This is a genomic window from Synechococcus sp. Cruz-7E5 (assembly GCF_024345995.1).
Taxonomy (GTDB): domain Bacteria; phylum Cyanobacteriota; class Cyanobacteriia; order PCC-6307; family Cyanobiaceae; genus Regnicoccus_A.
Genome location: NZ_JAGQCE010000014.1, coordinates 57,604 through 78,613 on the forward strand (window position 1 = coordinate 57,604; position 21,010 = coordinate 78,613).

The following is a 21,010-nucleotide window of genomic DNA, read 5'->3' on the forward strand; positions in this document are numbered from 1 at the left end:
TTACTGTACGTGGCATTGGGGATCTGGCGACGATGTCGGTTTGAGGTCCGTGATCGTTGTTCCACAGCCGCAGGTTGCGCCTTGGTGGGTCCGGCGCTGGGCCCCAGCCCCCTGATTCCTAGGATTGGTCCACTGGCTTCCCTGAACGGGCTTCCCCGACGCAATGACCGACGTTCCCGTTTCACGGATCCGCAATTTCTGCATCATTGCCCACATCGACCACGGCAAATCGACCCTGGCTGATCGGCTGCTGCAGGACACCGGCACCGTGGCGGCGCGCGACATGCAGGCTCAGTTCCTCGACAACATGGAACTGGAGCGGGAGCGGGGGATCACGATCAAGCTCCAGGCCGCCCGGATGGAGTACACCGCGGCCGACGGCGAGCGCTACATCCTCAACCTGATCGACACGCCGGGCCATGTGGACTTTTCCTATGAGGTGAGCCGCAGCCTGCAGGCCTGTGAGGGTGCGCTGCTGGTGGTGGATGCCAGTCAGGGGGTGGAGGCGCAGACGCTGGCGAATGTGTACCTGGCGCTGGAGAATGATCTGGAGATCATTCCGGTGCTCAACAAGATTGATCTGCCCGGCGCTGATCCCGAGCGCATCAAGGAGGAGATCGAAGCGATCATCGGCCTCGACACCACCAAAGCGATCGCCTGCTCCGCCAAGACCGGCCTGGGCATTCCCGAGATCCTCGAAGCGGTGGTGGAGCGGGTGCCGCCGCCGGCGGATCGGGTCGACGAGCCGCTGCGGGCGCTGATCTTCGATTCCTATTACGACCCCTACCGGGGTGTGATCGTCTATTTCCGGGTGATCAGCGGAGTGATCGCCCGCAAGGACAAGGTGCTGCTGATGGCCAGCGGCAAGACCGTGGAGCTCGATGAGGTGGGGGTGATGGCGCCTGACCAGCGCCAGGTGCCCAGCCTGCATGCCGGTGAGGTGGGCTACATGGCGGCCTCGATCAAGGCGGTGGCCGATGCCCGGGTGGGCGACACGATCACCCTGGCAGCCAATCCGGCGGCAGAGCCGCTGCCGGGTTACGCCGAAGCCAAACCGATGGTGTTCTGCGGCCTGTTCCCCACCGACGCCGATCAGTACCCCGATCTGCGCGACGCGCTCGACAAGCTGCAGCTCTCCGATGCGGCGCTGAAGTATGAGCCGGAAACCAGCAGTGCCATGGGCTTCGGCTTCCGCTGCGGCTTCCTGGGGTTGCTGCACATGGAGATCGTGCAGGAGCGGCTGGAGCGGGAGTACGACCTTGACCTGATCGTGACGGCGCCGTCAGTGATCTATCAGGTGAACATGATCGACGGCAGCACCTTGATGGTGGACAATCCCGCCACCCTGCCGGATCCACAGAAGCGTGAATCGATCGAGGAGCCCTATGTGAAGCTGGAGATCTACACGCCCAACAGCTACAACGGTGCCCTGATGGAGCTCTGCCAGGAGCGGCGCGGTGAGTTCATCGACATGAAGTACATCACCACCGACCGGGTGACGCTGCACTACGAGATGCCCTTGGCGGAAGTGGTGACGGATTTCTTCGATCAGATGAAGAGCCGCACCAAGGGTTATGCCTCGATGGAATACAGCCTGATCGGCTATCGCAAGAACGAACTGGTGCGCCTCGATGTGCTGATCAACAGCGAGAAGGCCGATCCGCTCACCACGATCGTGCACCGCGACAAGGCCTACAACGTGGGCAAGGGGCTGGTGGAGAAGCTGAAGGAACTGATCCCCAGGCAGCAGTTCAAGATTCCGATCCAGGCCTCGATCGGCAGCCGCATCATCGCCAGCGAAAGCATCAGTGCCATCCGCAAGGATGTGCTGGCCAAGTGCTATGGCGGCGACATCTCCCGCAAGAAGAAGCTGCTGAAGAAGCAGGCCAAGGGCAAGAAGCGCATGAAGGCGATGGGCAAGGTGGACGTGCCCCAGGAGGCCTTCATGGCGGTGCTGAAGCTGAATCAGTAGGGCGGGCGCATAAACCGTGGGCCTGACGCTCAATCCGTGAGATCAGCCAGGTTGAGGGCGGCGGGGAGACCCGGCCGCTGCTGCTGGAGCTTGCGCAGCAGCCGCTGATCGGCCGTGATCAGGGTGATCGAGTTCCAGTGAACGGTTCGGCGGCGCGATTCGCCAACACCTGGAACTGTTCGGAGGTGATCGCCCCCAGCCGCAGACTTTTCCAACCCGCGTTCAGCAGTTCCACCAGCACCAGATCTGGTGCCAGTCGCAGGGTGGCGGGTCCAGCATTGAGCAGGCGGGCGGCGTTTGCGGAGCCAGGCACGGCGACAAACCAGCCGAATGCAACCGAAGCGTCCACCAGCCAAGGGCCGGATTCAGCGGCTGTCCCATTCCTCGCGGATCAGGGCGGCGTCGGTGAGGAGGTTGCGCAGGCTCTGCTCCAGGGAGAGGCCCTGAGCCCGGGCGCGGGCCCTGAGCGCGGCCACCACCTGATCATCCAGCTGCCGTATCAGGAGCTGCGCCATGGCACTTCTGGGATTGCTATCGACTACTGGCAGCGACGTTATTGCGATTCCATGGCACCCGTTCATGCGCCAGCGAAGCCCACCGCAACCAAAACGGTTGCAGAATGGTTGCAGCATTGATGAACTGGTGGCTGCCATGGCCAAGAGCCTCACCCTCAAGAACCTGCCGGACGCACTCCACGCCCGCCTGAGCGCTGCGGCCAGGCAGCATCGCCGCAGCCTCAACAGCGAGGCGATCGTGTGCCTGGAAGCTGGGCTGACGCTGGCACCAGCCGCGACGGAGGAACGCCTGACGGCCATTCGTGCACTACGCGAGACCCTGCCGCGCAATGGTTTTGCCCCCGCCGACAGCGACGCGTTCAAGCGTGAGGGCCGCCCGTGATCGCTGTGGACACCAACGTGGTGGCCGATCTGCTGCTGCCCGGCCCGCAGACAGCACTGGCTGAAGCCCTGCTGATCGATCAACCCAACTGGGCGGCTCCGCCGTTGTGGCGCAGTGAATGGCGCAACGTGCTGAGCGGATACCTGCGGCGAGGCGACCTGAGCCTCGATCAAGTGCTCAGCCTGCAGCAGCAGGCAGAAGACCTGGTGATTCGACATGAGGAACCGGTGTGTTCTGACGCTGTGCTCCGGCTGGCGGCCACCAGTGGCTGCAGTGCTTACGACTGTGAATTCGTGGTCGCTGCTCAACAGTTGGGCACACCGCTGATCACGGCGGACCGCGCTGTGCTGAGAGCCTTCCCTGATCTGGCCCATCCCCTGCTTCAAGCCACCTCCTGAATCAGCAGGGCTTGCGGCCTGGCCTGGCCGATCTCGTTACGATTGAGTTCTGCAAGCGGACGGCTGATGACGCTGGCACCTCCAAGCCCGACACCTGGTGTGCAGCCGCTGCAGCTGCCCTGGGACCTACGGCTCAACGCCGATCAGTTTGAGCTGGTGTGCCAGGCCAATCCGGATGCGGTGCTTGAACTGATGGCCGATGGCCGCCTCATCGCCATGACCCCCACCGGCAGCGAAACCGGCGCTCGCAATCAGGCCCTCGGTGCGTTGCTCTGGTGGGCGGTTCGCCGCAGTGGCCTGCCCCTGAAGGTGTTCGACAGCTCCAGCGGATTTCGCCTGCCTGATGGCTCGGTGCTGAGCCCCGATGCTTCCTTGGTGCGCCTCGATCGCTGGCAGGCCCTCACCCCGGAGCAGCGCCGTGGATTCGCGCCCCTCTGCCCGGATCTGGTGGTGGAACTGGCCAGCGCCTCGGATCAGGGCCCCCGCGGCGTGCGGGCTCTGCGCCAGAAGATGGACACCTATCAGGCCAATGGGACGCAGCTGGGCTGGTTGTTGCTGCCCGAGGAGAGAGTCGTGGAGATCTGGCGCGCCGGGGCCGCCTCCACCCCTGAGCGCCACGACGACGCCAAGGAGCTCGATGGTGGCGAGCTGTTCGCGGGCCTTGTGGTGGATCTTGCTCCGATCTGGGACGTTTGAGCAGGGCCTGTTCCATGCCACAGCGATCATCGAGTGGGTCCGTGCTGCGCTGGCCCAGTGCCAGGCAGCGACCTGGATCCGCTGCTGGTGCTGCGGCAGTGCGAGCTGCCGATCTGGGAACGCCTGCGCCCCTGGGACACGGCCGATCTTCCGCTCGCCACCGAACTGCTCGTTTACAGCCGCCGGGAGTGGGAGAGCCTCCCCCAGTGGAACCCGAAGCTGGCGGCGACGCTGACTCAATAGGCCAGGCGACGCGGGATGGCTTCGAGCTGGGGCTCGGAACCACCGAGGGCGGCAAGCCGGCGGGCGCTTTCGCGTTGCACGAGGGCTTTGAGTGCTTCGCGGACCAGCTGGGTGCGCTCGCTGATGCCACTGAGCCGCTGAGCCCCGCCCGCGGCGCCCAAGCCTGAGCAGAACGCCAAATGAATGCAAAAATGGCGACGCAAACTCCAGAACGGCTGCGTTTTTGGCGGCGGTAGGGCGATTTTTCAGGGCGCCAGCGGGCAGCTTCTTCCTGTTCGGGCCGCGCGGGACTGGCAAGTCGACCTGGTTGCGCCAGACCCAGGCGGAAGCGCTCTGGCTCGACCTGCTCGATCCGGAAGCGCAGCGGCTGCATCAAGCACGGCCCGAACGCCTGCGTGAGCGGCTGGCGGCGGAGCCTGGCCGCACCACCGTGGTGATCGATGAGGTCCAGAAGGTGCCGGCGCTGCTGGATGTGGTGCATGCCCTGGTGGAGCAGCAGCCCCAGCTGCGCTTTGTGCTCACCGGATCCAGCGCCCGCAAATTACGGCGCGGCAGCTGGAATCTGCTGGCGGGTCGGTTGGTGGAGGCTTCCCTGCATCCGTTCATGGCGGCGGAGCTGGGTGACGCCTTTCGCCTGGAGGAGGCGCTGCGGATCGGGCTGGTGCCGTTGGTCTGGGAAGCCGCCGAGCCGGGAGACACACTCCGCTCCTATGCCTCCCTTTACCTGCGCGAAGAGGTGCAGGCGGAGGCGATGGTGCGGGATGTGGGCGCCTTCGCCCGGTTTCTGGAGGCGATCAGCTTCTCGCATGGCTCCCTGCTCAATCTCTCTGAAGTGGCGCGCGAGTGCCAGGTGAGCCGCAAAACGGTGGGGGGCTATCTGGGCATCCTCGAGGATCTGCTGCTGGCCTTCCGTGTGCCGGTGTTCAGCCGGCGCGCCAAGCGGCAGCTGGTGGCCCATGAAAAGTTCTTCTTTTTTGACGCCGGCGTGTTTCGCTCGTTGCGGCCTGCCGGGCCACTGGATGGCGCCGAGGAGATCGAAGGGTTGGCCCTGGAGGGGCTCATCGCCCAGCACCTGCGGGCCTGGCTGGCCTACCGAAGGGAAGGAGATCGCTTGTTCTTCTGGCGCACGCGGGCGGGTCGGGAGGTGGACTTCGTGATCTACGGCCCCGGCACCTTCGTGGCCCTGGAGGTGAAACGCAGCCGCCAGGTGAGCGGCCGCGATCTTCATGGCTTGCGGGCGTTCCAGGCCGACTATCCGGAAGCGAGTGTTGCCCTGCTGTATCTGGGCGCAGAGGTGCTCAGGATCGACGGGATCCTCTGTCTGCCGTGCGACTCCTTTCTGCGGAGGCTGACGCCGAATCAGTCGCTGCTTTGAGCCCATGCAACGTTTGTTGAAGCCAGCGCCCAGCCACGCCTGAACCGGGGCGCACCACGCCCCCGGCTGGGAACGCTTGGGGGGTCGTGGATCGAGGAGTCCGCTGATGGCGGTTCGATGGACGGCTCGACGCTGTCGGGCCCTGGGGATCTGGCGCAGACGAGCGCCGGAGGCGGAGGCCGGTTTCCTGCTGCCGCTGTCGCTCGGCGCGGCGATGGTGCTGCTGCTCACCAGCCTGTCGGTGCAGACAGCGGCGCTGCACGGCAACCATCTGGCGGCGGCGGAGCTGGAGCAGCGGCAGCGGCAGGATGCGCTGGATTCAGCGGCGCAGCGGGTGGCGGCCCAGCTGAGCGGTGATCACGCCTGCCTGCTGCCGGTGGCCTCGGCGGCCTGGATCCAGCCGGTGCCGGGCTGCCCGAGCGATCTCGATCCGGCACCCCTGCTTGCAGGGCAGGTGGGCGGCGAGAACTACCGGCTGCTGGAGTGGCGACCACCCGCTGAGGCGGTGGCCGGCGCCGGGCGTGAGGGAACGCTGCGGCTGGAGCTGGACGGAACCGGAGCGGGCGGATCACGCCGTTATGCGCTCGCGGTGGCGCTGGTGGAGCCGGCGATGCCGGTGCTGCATGTGGTGAGCCTGCGGGGGATGGGGCGATGAATCTGGTGGAGGTGCTGGTGGCCTCGGTGGTGTTCGCGCTGGCGAGTGGTTTCTCGGCGCAGCTGTGGGGCCAGAGCATGGCCTGGAGCCGGCGGGTGGAGGAGCGGCAGGAGGCGCTCCAGCGCGTCGACCTTGATCTGCTGCGGCGGGAGCGGGGACTGCGGCGAGCTGCTGCACAGAAGTGGAGTGAAGGCGGAGCGACGGCGATGAGCTGCCCGGCCGCCACCGAGTGGATGCGTGAGCAGCTGGCGGGGATGGCCGCGGACCTGCCGGCGGGCCTGGAGCAACGGCTGGAGCCGGCTGAACCGGCGGCGCTCTGGCTGGTGGCTGCTGCTGCTGCCCAGCGGATCGAGCGGCGGCGGCTGTTCAGCCCCGCCGCTCACGGGTTGTGCGTGCCCGGCCTGCCCGACAACGGCGACCCCGAGGTGAAGGCATGAGACCCACCACACATCGGCTCGGCATCCCCCAGCGATCGGAAGCGGCCGGGCTGACGCTGCCAGAGCTGCTGGTGGCCGTGGCGGTGCTGGGACTGCTGGCAGCACTGGGCTTGATGAACGGCGGCGAAACGCTGGCGCGGCAGCGGGTGGAGGCGGCCACGCGGCGGCTGGCGCTTGGCCTTGAGCGCGGCCGTGCCGAAGCGGAGCGGAGCGGACAGCCCTGTGGCCTGAGCCTGGGCGAGCTGGGCTGGGAGGAACCGGCGGCAGATGGACTCGTGCCCTGTGCAAGGGCGGTGATGGCGCTGAGTGAGGGGACGAGTGCGGCGGATGCCGGTGCGGTGGAGCTGCGCCACAACCTGGCGGAGGCGCTGCGCTTCAGCAGCAACGGCCTGGTGCTGGACGGTGGCACGGTGGTGGTGAGCGGCCGTGGCACGGAGCTGCGCCGCTGCCTGGTGCTGGCGCTGCCATTGGGGATCGTGCGGCTCGGCCGCTACGAGGGCGCGGCGGCCGGACCGCCCGACAGCACGGCCTGCAGGCCGGATCCATCGCTATGAAACCAATGAGGCAACGCATTCGACCAAGCCAGGCGGCGGCCGGCTTCTCGCTGGTGGACCTGCTGCTGGCGCTGAGCCTGGGCCTCAGCCTGAGCGGGTTGGTGATGCAGGCTTTGATCGGCGAAGGGCAGAACGCCCAGCGCTTCACGCGACTGCTGCGGGAACGAAGCCATCAGCGGCGGGCGCTGGCATTGATCCGCGCTGATCTGGACCTGGCCACGGCGGTGGTGAGCCCTGCAGAGGCGTTGGAGCCGGTGAGCTGCGGGCTGAATGGCCGCACGCCGGTGCTGCAGCTGCGCATACGCCTTCAGGCTGGGAGCGCCGTGATCACCTATTCGGTGGGTGCGGCCCCGAGCGGCATCTGGGAGGGACGGGTGCTGGTGCGCTGCGGGCCGGCCTACGGGATCGATGGCGGCGTGAATTCCAACGTGGCCTTTCAGAGCAGGGTGGTGATCGACCGGCTGGCTGCCAGCGCCACGGCCTGGAGCGGCTGCGGCGGTCTGGCGGGCGGGGTGCCGCTGAACGGCTCGGCCTCGTTGCCGTTCTCGGCCTGTCTGGAGCCGGCCAGCCAGCTGGTGGCGCTGCGGTTGGAGCAAAGTCTGCACTTCTCAGGTGGCAGGGAGCGGCGGCTGAACACCGCGGTGGTGGCTGCAGCAGGTTGATCGATGGGATGCCTGTGGGTTAACCGGACTGGGCCGATCATTCGGAGAAGAAATCCTTACTCTCGCAGGTGCTGAATAACCGTGCGGCGTCGGGAAGGAGGGGGAGGCCTGCGCGCATCTCGGGTGGGATCAGGATCTCGAGGTTTGAGTAAGCTTGCTCGTAATCACGCTTGGCTTGTTCATACTCAGGGTCGCCGGGCTTCTGATTGGCATTGGCATACATCCAGGGTCCAAGGGTGGACGAAACCCGATCGTTAGCTGCCTTCACCTCCCCCCGATGGGTAGTGCAGTACACATATCGCCCGCCAGGAGACGCGGGGGGTGGCTCAATGACAGGCTCGGCTGCCGATTCAGCGATCCGGGCCTGCCCAGCCCGTTCCTGTTCGAGGCGCTGATCGATGGTGCGGAGGCACTCCTTCTGCCGGCTGACAGCTGTAGCTGTGACAAGACCGACGGCTGCAGCTTCTTGGCGGCAGACCTCCCGGCCCTGCTCGGACACCCTTGGTCCGCTGGGCTGACAGCCGAACTGGAGGGTGATCAGCAGTGCTGCGAGCCCGTTGCACACTGACGGACCGATAACTGTGCGGCTCACGGATAGGCACGAACGCGAGCTCGTCCGGCGCTGGCGAAGCCTGTGTCCGTGAAGGTGGTAGTGCCGCTGGTGAGCGTGAGTTCGAAACAGGGCTGAAAGGCGGTTGTGCAAGCGGGATCGAAAGTGGCTCCTGCCACGAGATTTTCAGTGGTTGCGTTGCCATCCAAGTTGAGGGTGCCATTTCGCTGGATGGGCGGGCCGGTGCGTTGGAGCACATTTCCGGCCACTTGATAGGTGACCGTTACTACATCCCCGTTGACGGTGCACACCCCTGCTGGCAGACGCTTGATGCGGAGGGTGAGCACCCCACCGGCGCTCGAGGCGCTGCAAGCTTCGATGATGTCGGCGTTAATGAACAGGTTCACCCTGCCCCAGTTATCTCGAAGGGCCTGCCCGCGCAGCAGGCTGGTGGTGGCTTGGAGGTTCCCTTGCCATACAGCCAGGCCACCGAGGGAGACGAGGAGGCCGATCGCGCCGGCCACCAACACCTCGATGAGGGTGAAGCCTGCTGCACCGTTTCCTCTGGAGTGGTTGTAACTGGAACGGAGCCGATGCAGCGGGGATGTCATGGCGGATTTCATGGACATGCTGCGGCGACTTCGATCAGCCCAAGAGGCGGCCGGATACAGACCCGCCGAGGGTTGCCAACGATCGCCCCGCCTTCTACGGCATTGATGGTGACCGCGATTGGTGTGGCTAGGGTGCAGGGAAGGTTGGCGTCTGAATCGCAGATCGTGCCCCGCGGGGTGAATACGAACTGGTTGACAGTGGACGCTACTGCGTAGGTGGCCTGCCCATTTCCAGAGCTGAAGCGCAACGGATCGGCAGATAGGCAGTTGTTGGTGATGGTGCCCGAGTCAGCAACTGCAGTCGCCACATTGGTGGTTCCAGTAACGGGGTTGGTGTTCGGGATTGAGACTGTGCAGGGAATCCCGCGCTCGGAGGCACGCCGGACAGCCACGAGCCAGCCCGAGAGTTCTTCGGCGGCGCTCTGAACCCTGGCGGCACGCAATTCCACCAGGATCGCGCCGACTCCAATTGCACCGAAAACGCCAAGGATCAGGATGATCACCAGCAGTTCGATGAGCGTGAAACCCCGAGCGGTTTTGTTGGTCATTCGGTGCCGGTCAGAGGGCAGGGCTGGTCGTTGAGTGATGGAACGCATGGGCACCAAGCCACAGTGGCGGGGACCAGCGTGACCTGCCGCAGGATGGTGTTATCCCCTCCGGCCCGGGTGTACCGCACCCGGTAGCGATGGCCCGAGCCTTCGGGGATAACGGTGCGCACTAACCTAGCGTCCGCGACAGGCAACAGGCCAACGAGGGCAGTGGCGAATCCTTCATTCACGTTGAAGGTGCCATCATTAGCGCGATACCCACAACGCCGTTCGAAGAAATTAATGTTAATTTGCTCAGCGGAAGTGGGTGCTGTAGATATAGCCACAGCGGGGAAGTATTCCGTTCGGGTGGGGTCGGTGCCACTAATCGCGCAGGTGCCGTTGGTGCACACCAGTCGATCATTGGCCGTGCGTACTGCGGACAGATCACTTTCGATGAGGGCGTTGAGTTGTTGAATGTCGCCGCTGCGGGTGACTTGCCGTGATGAGGAGCTGATCAGCCCTGCCGTGCCGATCGAGACGATCGAGAGGATCAGCACTGCCACGATAACCTCAAGGAAGGTTAGGCCAGCATCCTTGTGATACGTGGTCCTAAGGTGCTTTAATATTCGCCGGCTAGAGATTTTCATGATCCTGGCAGCAATCTGAAACTCCGGACCGCTCTGGTGACGTAATCCCAGAGAAGGGGTTCGTCTACTCCAGTGCCTGAGCTATCAACCACTCCGTATTGAGAGAGGATCGCATTGACGCCGGAGCCGGGCACATTAATTTGAACATTTCCGTTCCCTTGAATTACATTTGCCCATAGAACTCCGTTGAATTGGTCGCCGGTGCCGCCACCGCCATTGAAGGTAAAGTTGCCGAGTGGAAAATAAAGGAAGTAAGGATCTGCGGCAGTGCCACTGTTGCCGTTCAGTGTCAACGACTGTACGTCAGTATTAGATGCATCTCCGACGCAGCCTTTCGAGGGAGAAGCGGCTTCTCGGCAGCCAAACATTTGCAGCTGCAAGACTTTCTGCGCATCAGTGGCTCCTGATGTTTGATTGACGTGCCTGAGCTGGCTTGATCCCGACGACGTCACCTTATTCCCCTCTGTCGAAAAATACAACTTAAGGCGGCTTGATGCGGATGTATTTACAGCAATGTCGCCATCAATAGCAAGCTCTGTAAGGTTGCAGTGAATCGTATTTATGCCAGCCGAAGGATCGTTGGCGCTTGATTTGCAGTAGGTTGGTAGATTGGCGGAGGTGGCTGTATTGACATTGATGGTAGTTAATGTGTTGGAGCCTGATCCTGTTTCTGTGCGGAATGCTCCTGCAGTAGCAGAGCATCCAGTGCTATCTTTTTTGCAGGTTGTGAGTGTGCCCGGTGTGGGGGCAGCTCCCAGTGCAGCTGGCCAAATCTCTACGTCAGGAAAACTGGCGGGCCTGAGTACCGAAACAACCGGCACAGTTGTGGATCCAACCGAGACGTCTGCAGGGCAGGTGGTACCTGCTGTTCCAAGGCAGACGACCGGATTGATCGGAGTTGTGCCGTTGTCGAGTTCGGACTTCGAGCCATTGAGATCGGCATCGCCAACCGTATTTTCGCCGACACCAATCAGGAAGCCAAAGCCTGGACCCGTGCCCACCGTGCAGGAGCGCAGATCGTTGCCGAATTGTGCGAGAGAACGGCCGCAGCATTTCGGCAGCACTTCAAGCTGTTGATCCACCACGACCGAGCCACTCAGCCGGCCATTGTTGTAGCTGTAGCCGCGTACCTGGAGATTAATTGCCCCGACCTGATTCAACTGGCCGAAGGTGGCACTGGCTGGATTTGGATCAGGTCCGGCGATCGGATTCACGCGGATGGTGTTGTCAGCCTGGCTCGTTACCAGCTGATAGGCGTAGCGCTGGTTGGCCGGTCGTGTGGCGTCGATCGCATTGTCCGTATCGGCGGTGAGGGTTCCGTCGTCGGCCACGTAGATGATCGGATTTGCGGTGGTGGTTCCAGGCACACCGCCGGAGCGGATGAGGTTGAGATCGATGCTGGTGGGCCGGCTGCTGACATTGGCTCGCACTGCGCAGGCGTTTTTGCTGGCGTCGGCCTCAGCCTGGGTCCAGAACCCTCCCGCAGCTGGGTTCGTAGCCAGCAGGCCACGGTTGCGTTCGCGGTTGAGTTCAGCAACGATCCGGTTGATGCCAAGTTCGGCAGCTTCGCGGGATCGGCGGCTGTCCTGCTGGAACACGGCGCTGTAGACGCCACTGAGGGTGCGGGAGGCCACAGCCAGACCTGTGATCAGCACCACCAAGGCGATGATCAGGGCATAGGGGAGGGACGAGCCGGCCTGTGAAGCGCGGGCCCGGTTGTGGAGGCGCTGAAGGAAGGAAGCTTGCCGTTGCCTTTTGGGTTGGCTGTTGAACAGTTTGCGCCGGCTGCGAGCGAATGGGTTCATCGGTGTGCCATCACGCTTGGTCAGGATCCTGTGGCTCCTTCCGTACTTATCAAAAGGAGTCTTGTCTCTGTAATTCCAACCTAGCTGGAAGGGCCCGTCACGACTCCTCGCACCCGGAATTTTTTGATTCCCTCCGTTTCGAAATGGCTGACAGCCGCATTGGCGAGGGCCAGCTTGTCGACGTTGGCACTGCCCGCGTCTCCAGTGCCTGGCTGGAGCGCCTTACCCATCCGCTCGAGTGCGCTTAGCAGGTGGTTGGGCCAGGCAGAGGCATCGAGTCGAAGCTGGTGGGCCTGCAGCAGGGCCGCTTCAATTGGGGAGGTGGGCACCGCAGAACCGACGGAGGGTGCCACCAGGAATCCATAGGGAGCACCGGCTGTGATCAGCCCCAGCTGGGCGGTGATGAAGCGGGCGGCTTCCGCTTCAACTGCCTTAGGGCGCTGCAAGGCAACCTGATCTGCTTGGATCATCAGGGCCAGCAGGCTTGCGGTGTGGTAGGGGTTAAGCCCGAGCGTGGTAGCAAGGTCGCCAAGGGAAGCTGCTCCTGCCGCGAGCGTGCTGATCACCGTGTCGAGGGCATTGGCATCGGGCTGGATCTCGCCGAAGCTTGTGGTGTAGCGGAAGGAGCCGAGCGGCTGAAAGGTGGTGCTCACCACCATGGTTGCCCCGAGGAGCTCGCTGAGATCGCTGTTGCTGAGTGGCTGAAAGCCATGCACGAAGAGATCGCGACGGAAGCGTTTGTTGGTGCCGATGTCAATCATCAGTTCATCTGGCCCATGGGCCAGATCAACGCCGGCAGCCTTTTGAATAGCAGGCGGCAGCAGGTTGGGGAATTGTTCCGGCAGTGTGGCGCTGCCGATGTAACGGAGCTGGTGGGCAGCCATACGGGGATGGACGTCGTCCACGTAGAGAGGTTCCCAGCCGGCATTGGCGTATTCGTGCAGCAGGTAGTGGGGATCGGTGTGCAGCGTTTCATTCACCGTGGCGGCAAGACCGGGATAGGCCCGCGCCAGCGGGGAGAGCAGTTCTGCCTCGGGATCGGCTAGCTCGGCCAGCCGCTTGGCGGTAGTGCGGTAGGCGGTGAGGGGATCGCGGGGATCGCTGCGACGTCGCTCGTGCTCGGCGAGGTGCTGGAAGATTGAAGCTGTGTACCAGCCGGGCAGGGTGTTGTGGGAGCAATAAAAGAGACCGCCGATCGCCAGGGCGCCGGCTGCCACGGTGAGCAGGGCCTCGCGCACCCGGGGAGCAACCCAGCTGTATACCCCATGGGATACCACATACCCGAAGCGTGCATGGCGATCGAATGGCGGTTCACCGCTGGCGCTGCCATCCGCCAGTGCGATGAGATCACCATGCACGAACGTGATGTTGGCCAGGGCGAGCTGAGCCGCGAGCTGGCGGCTGTGGGCGATCTGATCGGCATGAAAGTCGACCCCCACGAATGTGCCTTCGGGGTAGGCGGCAGCCAGGATGCAGAGGTGCAGGCCCATGCCGCTGCCCAGCTCCAGATAGCGGAATGGTTCCCCTTCCCGTCGCACCGGCCGGTGGCCTTTGATCAACGCCGCGAAATCCAGCCAGTTGGGCGCCATCTCGCGGTAGAAGCCGCAGGTGTACAGGGCGTTGGGGTAGTAGCCGTGGCTCCAGGTGGTTTCCATCAGGCTGGATCAGAGGTGGGATACCGCCAGGATGGCGATCGATCCATGAGGCTTCACAGCGCGAACCGAGCCCAACGGATCAGATAAACCGTAGCGGCGTGCTGAAGCAGGATTTCGAAGATCAGTTCCGCCTACAGCTGGACAACAGGAGAAACATACCAATAGCGAGAAATGAGATTGCAGACTATGAAGCCATGAAAGATCCATATCATTGTATAAAATGAGCCAAGCACCATGGGGATCGGCTTCTGCTCGCGATGTCCACCCGCAGAAATATCCAGGTCGAGTTAAAAATGAGGAGAGGCCCCACTGGGAGTGCTGAGAAAGCAGAATTCCTGTGGATCGGCACACTGATCAGCGTCACAAGGATCTAGCCAAAGCCCAGCACCAGCAGAATCGATTTCCGCAGGGCACCCTTCATGCCTTCATCCGGCGCATCAGCATTTTCCAAGCCGGCCCTGAAACAACGATGACGATTAGCGCCAGCTGCAGGATGAACAGAATTTCGATCACGGCGTGCAGACCGGGAATCCCTGTTCCAGATGATGATTTTCCTGTTCTACTGGGGAACGTTACGTCCGGCCGAGGCTCTCAGGCCCACCATGCCCGGGGAACAAGTGCCCGAAGGGCATGTTCAGCACTTCGGGATCACTGGGGTCACTGCGGCGGCGCTGCAGGCTGATGAGCTGCTGCAGTGCTGTGCGGCTCAGCCAGCCGGGGTAGGTGTTGTAGGAGCAGTAGAAGAGGCTTCCCGGGCCCAGCGAGGCGGACGCCACCGCCAGCAGGGCCTGCTGCACCGACTCCACCACCCAGGTGGCCACCCCGTGGCTCACCACGTAGTGGAAGGGTTCAGCGCCCAGCAGCGCCCGCCGAGCGGCGGGATCGCCCTGCAGATCGAGCAGATCGGCCTCCAGCAGCTGCAGGTTACTGAGCCCCAGCCGACGCGCCAGGCCTCGGCCATGGGCGATGTGGTGGGGCAGGAAGTCGATCCCCACGAACTCCCCCTCCGGATAGAGGGCTGCCAGCAGAGCGATGGCAAAGCCCATGCCGCAGCCCAGATCCAGGTACCGGAACGGCTCCCCTTCCCTTTGCCTGGGCGGTGCCGCGCCCTGAACCAGCGCCGCAAAATCCAGCCTGTTCGGCGCCGTTTCGCGGAAGAACCCGGCTGTGTACACGTCGTCGGCGAAGTAGCCGTGGGATCAGGTGGGGGGGCTCATCCGGGGTGCTCGGCTCTGCAGGGATGCTGGCGGATCGGGCCCTGGGTGGCATCAGAGCGGGTAGACCCCAAGGGCCTTCAGTTGAGGCAGCCGCTCGCGGCCGAAAACGTCTGCGGCTTCGACCAGCAGGCTCAGCTGCTGCTGGGGATCGGAAACGGGCTGTCCCTCGGGATCCAGCACTACCTCAAAGCCGAGTGTGCTGAGGCTGGCCTGCACGCAGCTGGCGAGGAGTTCGCCACCGAGCCCCTGGTGGAGGCCGCTGGCGAGCAACTGCTCGCGCAACGGCACGCTGATGGCCTGGCCCACACGGGCAGCAGCGAGTGACCCATAGCCCTCTCCCTCGCTGGCCAGCCGCGCAATCGTGCCATTGACGCGCTGGCAGGTGCCGATGGCGGCCTCGCCGGCTGCGCCGCGATCCAGCCCCAGCCGGCCGGCAGCGAGCAGCAGCGCCACCTGGGTGATCAGGGCTTCCGGATCCTGCGGCCACACGCCGATCAAGGCAGCCAGCGGCTGGGGTCCATCGGCCAAGGCCACCTCCAGGGCGCGGTAGGCCTCCGGCTCACCGGTCACATCCCCATAGCTCGCTGAGAACACGTAGTTCTCCAGGGGTGGGGCATCCTGCAAGCGCACCTGCAGGGCAGCCAGCCGCTCCTCCCTGGCGGTTGGGCTGAGGCGGCACTCGCCCAGCACGAAGATGTCGCGGCGGAAGCATTTGTTGGTGGCCAGATCGACCAGCAGCTCGCGCACGGTGGGGTTGGCTTCCTGGCTCAGCACCTCCCGGAGCGATTCGGGCAGCAGCTGGGGGAAGAGTTCGGAGAAGTGCGCCGTGGCGGCGTAGGTGAGCTTGTGGGCTCGGCAGCGCTCGTGTAGCTGCTGCACGTAGAGGGGCTGCCAGCCGTCGTTGGCGTATTCCTGGCTGAGATAGAGGGGCGGGAACTGCTTCAACAGTGCCAAGTCGGCGCGGAGCCCAGGGCAGGCCTGCGCCAGAGTTGTGGGTGTATCGGCATCGCCCAGCAGGGAGGCCAGCGTTGCTGAGGCTTTCTGAATGGGTTCCAGAGGAACGGCGGTATCGCTGCGCTGCCGTTCCACGCTCACCAGCTGATGCAGGGCGGTGCGACCCAGCCAACCGGGAAAGCAGTTGTAGGAGCAGTAGAAAAGGCCTCCGGGCCGCAGAGAGGCGGCGGCGGTGGCGAACAGCGCCTGCTGCACCGGCTCCACCACCCAGGTGGCCACGCCGTGGGCGGCTACGTAGTCGAACCGGGGGGCGGTGGCGCCTGGGGGTGCCAGCGGGGACACGTTCTGAGCAAGGACCAGGAAATCGGCTTCCAGGAAACGCACGTTGTTGAGCTGCAGCTCCGCGGCGAGGCGCTCCGCCTGGGCAATGTGGGTGGGGAGGAAGTCGACCCCGGTGAACTCGCCTTCTGGATGAAGGGCCGCGAGCAGACAGAGGCCGTAGCCAGTGCCGCAGCCCAGATCCAGGTAGCGAAAGGCAGCACCGTCGCTGGGTCGACCGGGTGCAAAATCTTTGATGAGGCAGGCCAGATCGATCCAGCCGGGCGCCATCTCCCGGTAGAAGCCGCTGGTGTAGGCGGCATGGGAGTAGTAGCCGTGGTCCCAGCTCATCGGGGTTGCTCAATCCGGTGAGGTCAGGATGGCAGGGGCGAGTGCCGTGCCTCAGGGCCCTCGCCATAAAAAAAACGGCCGGGAGGGCCGCCAGAATCGTGAGCAAATCCTGAATGAAAGCCGGGCTTCCTTCCAGCGAGCAGCTGCAAGAGCCCGGCCATCGACTTCAGTCGGAATCAAGCACCAGGAATAACTGCGCCAGCGGCGTCGATAGCGGCGGAGGCAGAGCGCGAGTTCGTGCCTTCGCCAGCCGTGACGTTGAAGGTCTGAGCACCAGTAGCACAGGTGCCACTGAACTTAACTCGAGTGCCGTCCACACCAGCCACGAAAGAAGATTGCTCTGCCGTTGCCAGCAAGGCGGCACAATTCTTTGCCGCCGCCGTGACAGCAACGCGGGCGGTGTTCTGGTTGGCGCGGGACAACTGGCCTACATAAGCTCCATAGCCGACGCCTCCGAGCACCCCAAGGATCACGATCACGACCAAGAGCTCGATCAGGGTGAACCCTTGGTCGGCTGAACCGGAGCGGCGCTGGCGTTGGTTCAACAGTTGCAGGACCAGACGCTGCCGATAGGTTGAAGCAGACATGGCGATGGATAAAGGATGTTTCCATTTAACAGCTCTCCTGGGGGCTTTTGGGCAAGTGCTTGCGGTGGAAGGGTTGAGAATTGGCTAAGAAGTTGTCGATAGGGCGTTCAGCTGATCAGGCCACGCTGGCGGGCCATCGACAAGAAGGCGTCCTGTAGGTGGCGGGCCATGTCGGGCCCGTCGAACAGGGCACTGGCCAGCACCTGGTTCTGCAAGGTGGCCTTGGCGGAGCGAAGGCTGGCCATGTCCCCGGCCAGCTCCTGCACGATGCGGGCAAACTCAGTGGGGGTTTTGGCAATCCAGTCAGAGCGTCCTAGGCCGAGCAGGATCGCGCACGTCATCCTGCCGGCCGTTGTACCGCCGAGGATCCCAACCACCGGCACACCCATTGCCAGGGCCTCGAAGCTGGTGGTCGCGCCGGCCCAGGGGGTGGCGTCGAGGGCGATGTCGATGCCGTTGTAGCAGCGGAGGTGATCCGAGTAGCTGCTGGTGCGCTCCAGGAATCGCACCCGGGCAGGATTCACGCCTCGCTGCTCCAGTTCGCGCCGGATGCGGTTGCGGGGTGCAGCCGAATCGCTGCTCACGCTCTTGAGGTGCAGTTCGCTGGTAGGGGTGAGACGCAAGGCTTCAGCCCAGTATTCCAGAGCTTCCTCGCGAACCTTGCCGAACTGGTTGAATGAACCAAGTACTGGTGTCGTGCCACTCAGGAAGGTGAGGGCTTCGGGAAGGTCCGGCGGTCTGCGGCTCGCCAGCCACACCCGTGGCAGGCGCCACAACCCTTCCACGTACTGGTCAGCAAGCTCCGGCGCAGCGGTGAGCTCGTCGCCGATGAACCAGTCGATCGTGTCGAGGCCTGTGCTGGCGTGGAACCCCGCATAGTGGCACTGTACCGGGGAGCAGCGTTCTGCAAGCAGCTCTATGCCGCTGTCGGAGGTGAATCCGGAGGTTTCCACGAGCACGTGATACGCGCGGCTGCGGATACGGCGGCGCGCTTCCTCCTGATCAAGGCCGGCGAGGGGAATCACCGCATCGGCCAGAGCTCGCAGCTGATCGGCCCAGGGCGTGTGGTGTTCCCTTAACTCGACCAGTTCCACCTCGAGGAGCTGGCGATCGTAGTGGCGCAGGAAGGGCTCTAGGAACAGGCTTACCACGTGATCACCGATCTCGGCGGAGAGAATTCCTACCCGCAGCCGCCCCTGGGTGGGCGGCAGGGCGAGAGCCGACGCACTGCCGGCTTGTGCCGTTCGCTCAGAGAGCAGCTGAGCCCAGTAGCTGCGCAGATGGGCGAGATGGTCGGCAACGGCCGTCTCTCCGGAGATCGAGTTCACGAAGGCCAACTGGTGATGGGCATGGCTGGAGTGGGGGTTGGCGGCGAGCAGTGCCTCGAGAAGCCTTCTGGCCTCTGTGAGTTCGCCCTGCGTGATCCTCAGCACGATGGTCTGCGCCAGCGCACCGAGGTGGCCTTGCTCGCTCGCCAGCATGGGCGCCCATATAGCCATGGCTTCCTCGTGGCGATCGGGCTGCTTGCCGAGGATGGATGCCTTCCTCAACAGGGCCGATTCATTGTCTGTATCCCGTTCCAGGGCCTGCTCGAGGCAGGCGAGGGCGTTGTCTCGGTCGCCGAGTTCGTCGTAGGCGATGGCAAGGTTGGTGAAATCCGCCGATGTCGGCTCACGACTCGACAGCACCAACCCGTAGAGCAGGACGGCCTGCTGCAGCAGTGCCTCGCTGGCCTGCGCCTGTCCCGCTCGCCGGAGGGTGAGGCCCAGCTCCACCAGCAAGGAGGCGTCGTCGGGTTTCATTTCCACTGCCCGCTGCAACAGGGCAATGGCCTCGGAGGTGCGGCCGAGGTCAACCAGGGATTTGGCGATGTAGTGCAGCGATGATGGACAGTCGAAACCCAGTTGGCGTGCCTGCTGGAGCACTTCCCAAGCCTCCGTGGCCTTCCCTCTCTGCAGGGTTTCCCATGCCTGTTTGCTGAGGGTCAGCTGGGACTCGTTGCGCCGTGCCTGCTCGGGTGAGCCCCGCGGCAGACGGGGGAAGCGACGCTCAATCAACTGGAGCCGTCGCTGGGCGATGGCGTCTTCCGTTGCGGAGAAGCCCAGTTCCAGCAGCCGTTCCAGGCGTCCGCGGCTTGGCTCACCCACATAGAAGCCGGAATAGGCCCCATGCAGCTCATCGGCTTCCAGTGCCGCCGACGCAAGCCATGGAGTGAAGCGCCCGTAAGGATTCACTGTGTCAAAGCGTTCACTCGGTGGCAAGAAGGGCTCGCTCAGATCGGGCTCCATCCCTTCTTCCAGCGCCGTAATCAGATGGCCCAAGGCCCGCACGGCCATCGTGCGCTCCCCGAGAGCAAGTGCCACCCGCGCGAGGCTTCCCCAGCGGGGCAGGGGGCCGTTGGGGCTGGTTTGTTCGAGCAGTAGCCGGTAGCTGCGCTGCAAGGCGCCAAGGCGGCGATCGAGGGGCTGTCGGCCATCTGTGGAAAAGCTCCAGAGCGCCAGCGGATCGTTGGCAGAAGGGCTGGTGGCGTTGTCGTCGGTAGGTGTGTGCCGCTGATGCCAGAGAGGGGCTAGAGCTTGGTTGTAGGGCAGGGTGGCCAGTGTCCTGCTCCAGTGGTAGGGCTCCAGATCGGCGGCCTCGGGCGCCTGCGGCGTGGCCGTCTTCAACAGCCAGCCACCAGCCGCCAGTGCTATGGCCCGATCAGGCTTGGCCGCGAACAGGTTGAACAGGTAGCCGTCCACTCCCACCGTGGGATCGAAGGGCATCAGCGCGTTGAGACCCGGCACCAGCCGGAAGCATTGGTAGCCGAGGGCTTTGAACCGTTCCACCAGCTCCAGGTGAAGCTCCCCGTCCGCCTTCACGTCGAACATCACAAGGGGTGATTGTTCCCGGAAGAAACGACTCCCTCCTGCCAAGATCTGCGCCACCTCACCTTCAGCATCGATCTTGAGCAGTTCCACTTGCTGCCAGCCATAGTTTTCCAGGCATGCATCCAGTGTGGTGAGCGGTACTTCCTCACTAGTTTCTCGATGCCTTGCTGAGTCTTTGGGGTCTAGGAGCACGAGGCTGTTCTGCTCCGCCTGGCCCTCCAGATCCAGGCAGGCTGTCCCCTGGCGATCTGATATGGCCTGCCGCACCACATGCACGCAGTTCAGTTCATTGCAGATGATGCTCTGCTCCAGCAGCTCTGCTTTGGCCGAAGCGGGTTCGAAGGCCCACACCTGTCCCTGCGGCCCCACCCGCCGCGCCAGCGAGAGGGCATAAACGCCGTAGTTGGCTCCGATGTCTACCACCGTCTGGCCCTTCTGGATCAGGCAGCGGAGGAAACGAATCTCGTCCTCGAACCAGTCGCCCTGCTCCTGGAGCACGTAGGTCGTGATCTGATCGAGCGGATCTGGCACAACTACCTGGGTGCCTTCCACCAGTTCGAGGGTGATGGTGGGCAGGGAGTGGTTCATCGAACCGAGGAGTTCTGGAAGCAGGCTAGGTCTCGCCTCTGAAGGCGGGCGCCAGGGAAGGGTCGCCGCTGGCAGTGGCTTCGGCGGCCTCTGGCTCGGCGGCTGCCGCCTCCTGCTGCCGAACGCGAGCCTCGGTAGCGGCTGTTTCTGCCTTCAGTTCCCGTTTGGGGCGGTGGATGTCTTCCGGCCGGTCTTCTCGGGTGGCGAGCACATTGGGTATCTCATCGCCCCGCTTACCATCGCCATACTGCCTACTGAGGATTGCACTGCATGAATTCGGGGCTGGCCATACCCAAACCGGTGCTTATTTGGGGACTCCTGAAAAAGCAGACTGCAGGCTCGATGCGAATGCTGCCAGCTAGAGGCGCGTAGGCTGCTCGCACACACATTTATACAGCGACCAGTGAATCAGCCATTTCAAGCTGCCAAATGTTCCTG

General features: G+C 63.8%; 24 protein-coding genes. 10 read left to right on the forward strand and 14 right to left on the reverse strand.

What is annotated here, in order from left to right; translation table 11 throughout:
• The first annotated feature begins 163 nt into the window (after positions 1-163).
• Positions 164-1,972 (forward strand): translation elongation factor 4, encoded by a 1,809-nt coding sequence (lepA, locus tag KBY77_RS13625; protein ID WP_255105488.1) that lies wholly within the window; start codon positions 164-166, stop codon positions 1,970-1,972.
• Positions 1,973-2,090: 118 nt separating this feature from the next.
• On the opposite strand, the gene KBY77_RS13630 is transcribed toward lepA, so the two are convergent.
• Together KBY77_RS13630 and KBY77_RS13635 are read right to left on the reverse strand one after the other, a co-directional pair.
• A complete protein-coding gene (locus tag KBY77_RS13630; protein WP_255105491.1) occupies positions 2,091-2,285 on the reverse strand; it encodes a hypothetical protein in 195 nt (64 codons plus the stop codon).
• 52 nt (positions 2,286-2,337) lie between these two features.
• Positions 2,338-2,487 carry a FitA-like ribbon-helix-helix domain-containing protein gene (locus KBY77_RS13635; RefSeq protein ID WP_255105493.1) on the reverse strand — a complete coding sequence of 50 codons (150 nt, stop codon included), beginning with the start codon at positions 2,485-2,487 and terminating at the stop codon, positions 2,338-2,340.
• Here KBY77_RS13635 and KBY77_RS13640 point away from each other — a divergent pair.
• The 4 genes from KBY77_RS13640 (at position 2,486) to KBY77_RS13655 (ending at position 4,206) form a co-directional block, all read left to right on the forward strand.
• Entirely contained in the window at positions 2,486-2,869 is a 384-nt protein-coding gene (locus KBY77_RS13640; protein ID WP_255105495.1) for a FitA-like ribbon-helix-helix domain-containing protein, read from the forward strand. The two genes, KBY77_RS13635 and KBY77_RS13640, sit on opposite strands and share 2 nt — an antisense overlap.
• Complete coding sequence (locus KBY77_RS13645) at positions 2,866-3,267, forward strand: type II toxin-antitoxin system VapC family toxin (RefSeq protein ID WP_255105497.1); 402 nt, start codon at positions 2,866-2,868, stop codon at positions 3,265-3,267. The genes KBY77_RS13640 and KBY77_RS13645 overlap by 4 nt, the downstream gene beginning before the upstream one ends.
• Before the next feature lie 66 nt (positions 3,268-3,333).
• Positions 3,334-3,963 carry a Uma2 family endonuclease gene (locus tag KBY77_RS13650; protein WP_255105500.1) on the forward strand — a complete coding sequence of 210 codons (630 nt, stop codon included), beginning with the start codon at positions 3,334-3,336 and terminating at the stop codon, positions 3,961-3,963.
• Between the two features lie 57 nt (positions 3,964-4,020).
• Positions 4,021-4,206 (forward strand): hypothetical protein, encoded by a 186-nt coding sequence (locus KBY77_RS13655; protein WP_255105502.1) that lies wholly within the window; start codon positions 4,021-4,023, stop codon positions 4,204-4,206.
• Here the strand turns inward: KBY77_RS13655 and KBY77_RS13660 are convergent.
• Positions 4,200-4,367, reverse strand: a complete 168-nt coding sequence (locus tag KBY77_RS13660) for a type II toxin-antitoxin system VapB family antitoxin (RefSeq protein ID WP_255105504.1) — start codon at positions 4,365-4,367, stop codon at positions 4,200-4,202. The two genes, KBY77_RS13655 and KBY77_RS13660, sit on opposite strands and share 7 nt — an antisense overlap.
• Before the next feature lie 62 nt (positions 4,368-4,429).
• Here KBY77_RS13660 and KBY77_RS13665 point away from each other — a divergent pair, with 62 nt between their 5' ends.
• The 5 genes from KBY77_RS13665 to KBY77_RS13685 all read left to right on the forward strand — a co-directional run bounded on the left by KBY77_RS13665 (position 4,430) and on the right by KBY77_RS13685 (position 7,889).
• Positions 4,430-5,581, forward strand: a complete 1,152-nt coding sequence (locus tag KBY77_RS13665) for an ATP-binding protein (protein WP_255105507.1) — start codon at positions 4,430-4,432, stop codon at positions 5,579-5,581.
• A 106-nt stretch (positions 5,582-5,687) separates the two neighbouring features.
• Complete coding sequence (locus tag KBY77_RS13670; protein WP_255105595.1) at positions 5,688-6,236, forward strand: hypothetical protein; 549 nt, start codon at positions 5,688-5,690, stop codon at positions 6,234-6,236.
• Positions 6,233-6,673: a hypothetical protein gene (locus KBY77_RS13675; protein WP_255105597.1), complete on the forward strand. Its 441-nt coding sequence runs from the start codon at positions 6,233-6,235 to the stop codon at positions 6,671-6,673. The genes KBY77_RS13670 and KBY77_RS13675 overlap by 4 nt, the downstream gene beginning before the upstream one ends.
• A complete protein-coding gene (locus KBY77_RS13680; RefSeq protein ID WP_255105510.1) occupies positions 6,670-7,227 on the forward strand; it encodes a GspH/FimT family protein in 558 nt (185 codons plus the stop codon). Before KBY77_RS13675 ends, KBY77_RS13680 begins: the two co-directional genes overlap by 4 nt.
• Before the next feature lie 5 nt (positions 7,228-7,232).
• Positions 7,233-7,889 carry a hypothetical protein gene (locus KBY77_RS13685; RefSeq protein ID WP_255105513.1) on the forward strand — a complete coding sequence of 219 codons (657 nt, stop codon included), beginning with the start codon at positions 7,233-7,235 and terminating at the stop codon, positions 7,887-7,889.
• Between the two features lie 37 nt (positions 7,890-7,926).
• On the opposite strand, the gene KBY77_RS13690 is transcribed toward KBY77_RS13685, so the two are convergent.
• The 11 genes from KBY77_RS13690 to KBY77_RS13740 all read right to left on the reverse strand — a co-directional run bounded on the left by KBY77_RS13690 (position 7,927) and on the right by KBY77_RS13740 (position 20,783).
• Positions 7,927-8,112, reverse strand: a complete 186-nt coding sequence (locus KBY77_RS13690; protein WP_255105517.1) for a hypothetical protein — start codon at positions 8,110-8,112, stop codon at positions 7,927-7,929.
• 365 nt (positions 8,113-8,477) lie between these two features.
• On the reverse strand, positions 8,478-9,050 hold the full coding sequence (locus KBY77_RS13695; RefSeq protein WP_255105519.1) for a type II secretion system protein J: 573 nt from the start codon (positions 9,048-9,050) through the stop codon (positions 8,478-8,480).
• 8 nt (positions 9,051-9,058) lie between these two features.
• A complete protein-coding gene (locus KBY77_RS13700) occupies positions 9,059-9,646 on the reverse strand; it encodes a prepilin-type N-terminal cleavage/methylation domain-containing protein (RefSeq protein ID WP_255111897.1) in 588 nt (195 codons plus the stop codon).
• Positions 9,595-10,227 carry a type II secretion system protein J gene (locus tag KBY77_RS13705; protein WP_255105538.1) on the reverse strand — a complete coding sequence of 211 codons (633 nt, stop codon included), beginning with the start codon at positions 10,225-10,227 and terminating at the stop codon, positions 9,595-9,597. The genes KBY77_RS13700 and KBY77_RS13705 overlap by 52 nt, the downstream gene beginning before the upstream one ends.
• Positions 10,224-11,888 carry a hypothetical protein gene (locus tag KBY77_RS13710; RefSeq protein WP_255105540.1) on the reverse strand — a complete coding sequence of 555 codons (1,665 nt, stop codon included), beginning with the start codon at positions 11,886-11,888 and terminating at the stop codon, positions 10,224-10,226. The genes KBY77_RS13705 and KBY77_RS13710 overlap by 4 nt, the downstream gene beginning before the upstream one ends.
• Before the next feature lie 224 nt (positions 11,889-12,112).
• Positions 12,113-13,687, reverse strand: a complete 1,575-nt coding sequence (locus tag KBY77_RS13715) for a class I SAM-dependent methyltransferase (protein ID WP_255105543.1) — start codon at positions 13,685-13,687, stop codon at positions 12,113-12,115.
• A 572-nt stretch (positions 13,688-14,259) separates the two neighbouring features.
• On the reverse strand, positions 14,260-14,862 hold the full coding sequence (locus tag KBY77_RS13720; RefSeq protein WP_255105545.1) for a class I SAM-dependent methyltransferase: 603 nt from the start codon (positions 14,860-14,862) through the stop codon (positions 14,260-14,262).
• A gap of 93 nt (positions 14,863-14,955) precedes the next feature.
• Positions 14,956-16,527, reverse strand: coding sequence for a class I SAM-dependent methyltransferase (locus tag KBY77_RS13725; protein ID WP_255105548.1), 1,572 nt, complete (start codon positions 16,525-16,527; stop codon positions 14,956-14,958).
• A gap of 176 nt (positions 16,528-16,703) precedes the next feature.
• Positions 16,704-17,114, reverse strand: a complete 411-nt coding sequence (locus tag KBY77_RS13730; RefSeq protein ID WP_255105550.1) for a type II secretion system protein — start codon at positions 17,112-17,114, stop codon at positions 16,704-16,706.
• Between the two features lie 107 nt (positions 17,115-17,221).
• The gene (locus KBY77_RS13735) at positions 17,222-20,572 is read right to left on the reverse strand and encodes an FkbM family methyltransferase (RefSeq protein ID WP_255105552.1); all 3,351 of its coding nucleotides are present in this window, start codon (positions 20,570-20,572) and stop codon (positions 17,222-17,224) included.
• A 25-nt stretch (positions 20,573-20,597) separates the two neighbouring features.
• Complete coding sequence (locus KBY77_RS13740) at positions 20,598-20,783, reverse strand: hypothetical protein (RefSeq protein WP_255105554.1); 186 nt, start codon at positions 20,781-20,783, stop codon at positions 20,598-20,600.
• Positions 20,784-21,010 lie beyond the last annotated feature (227 nt).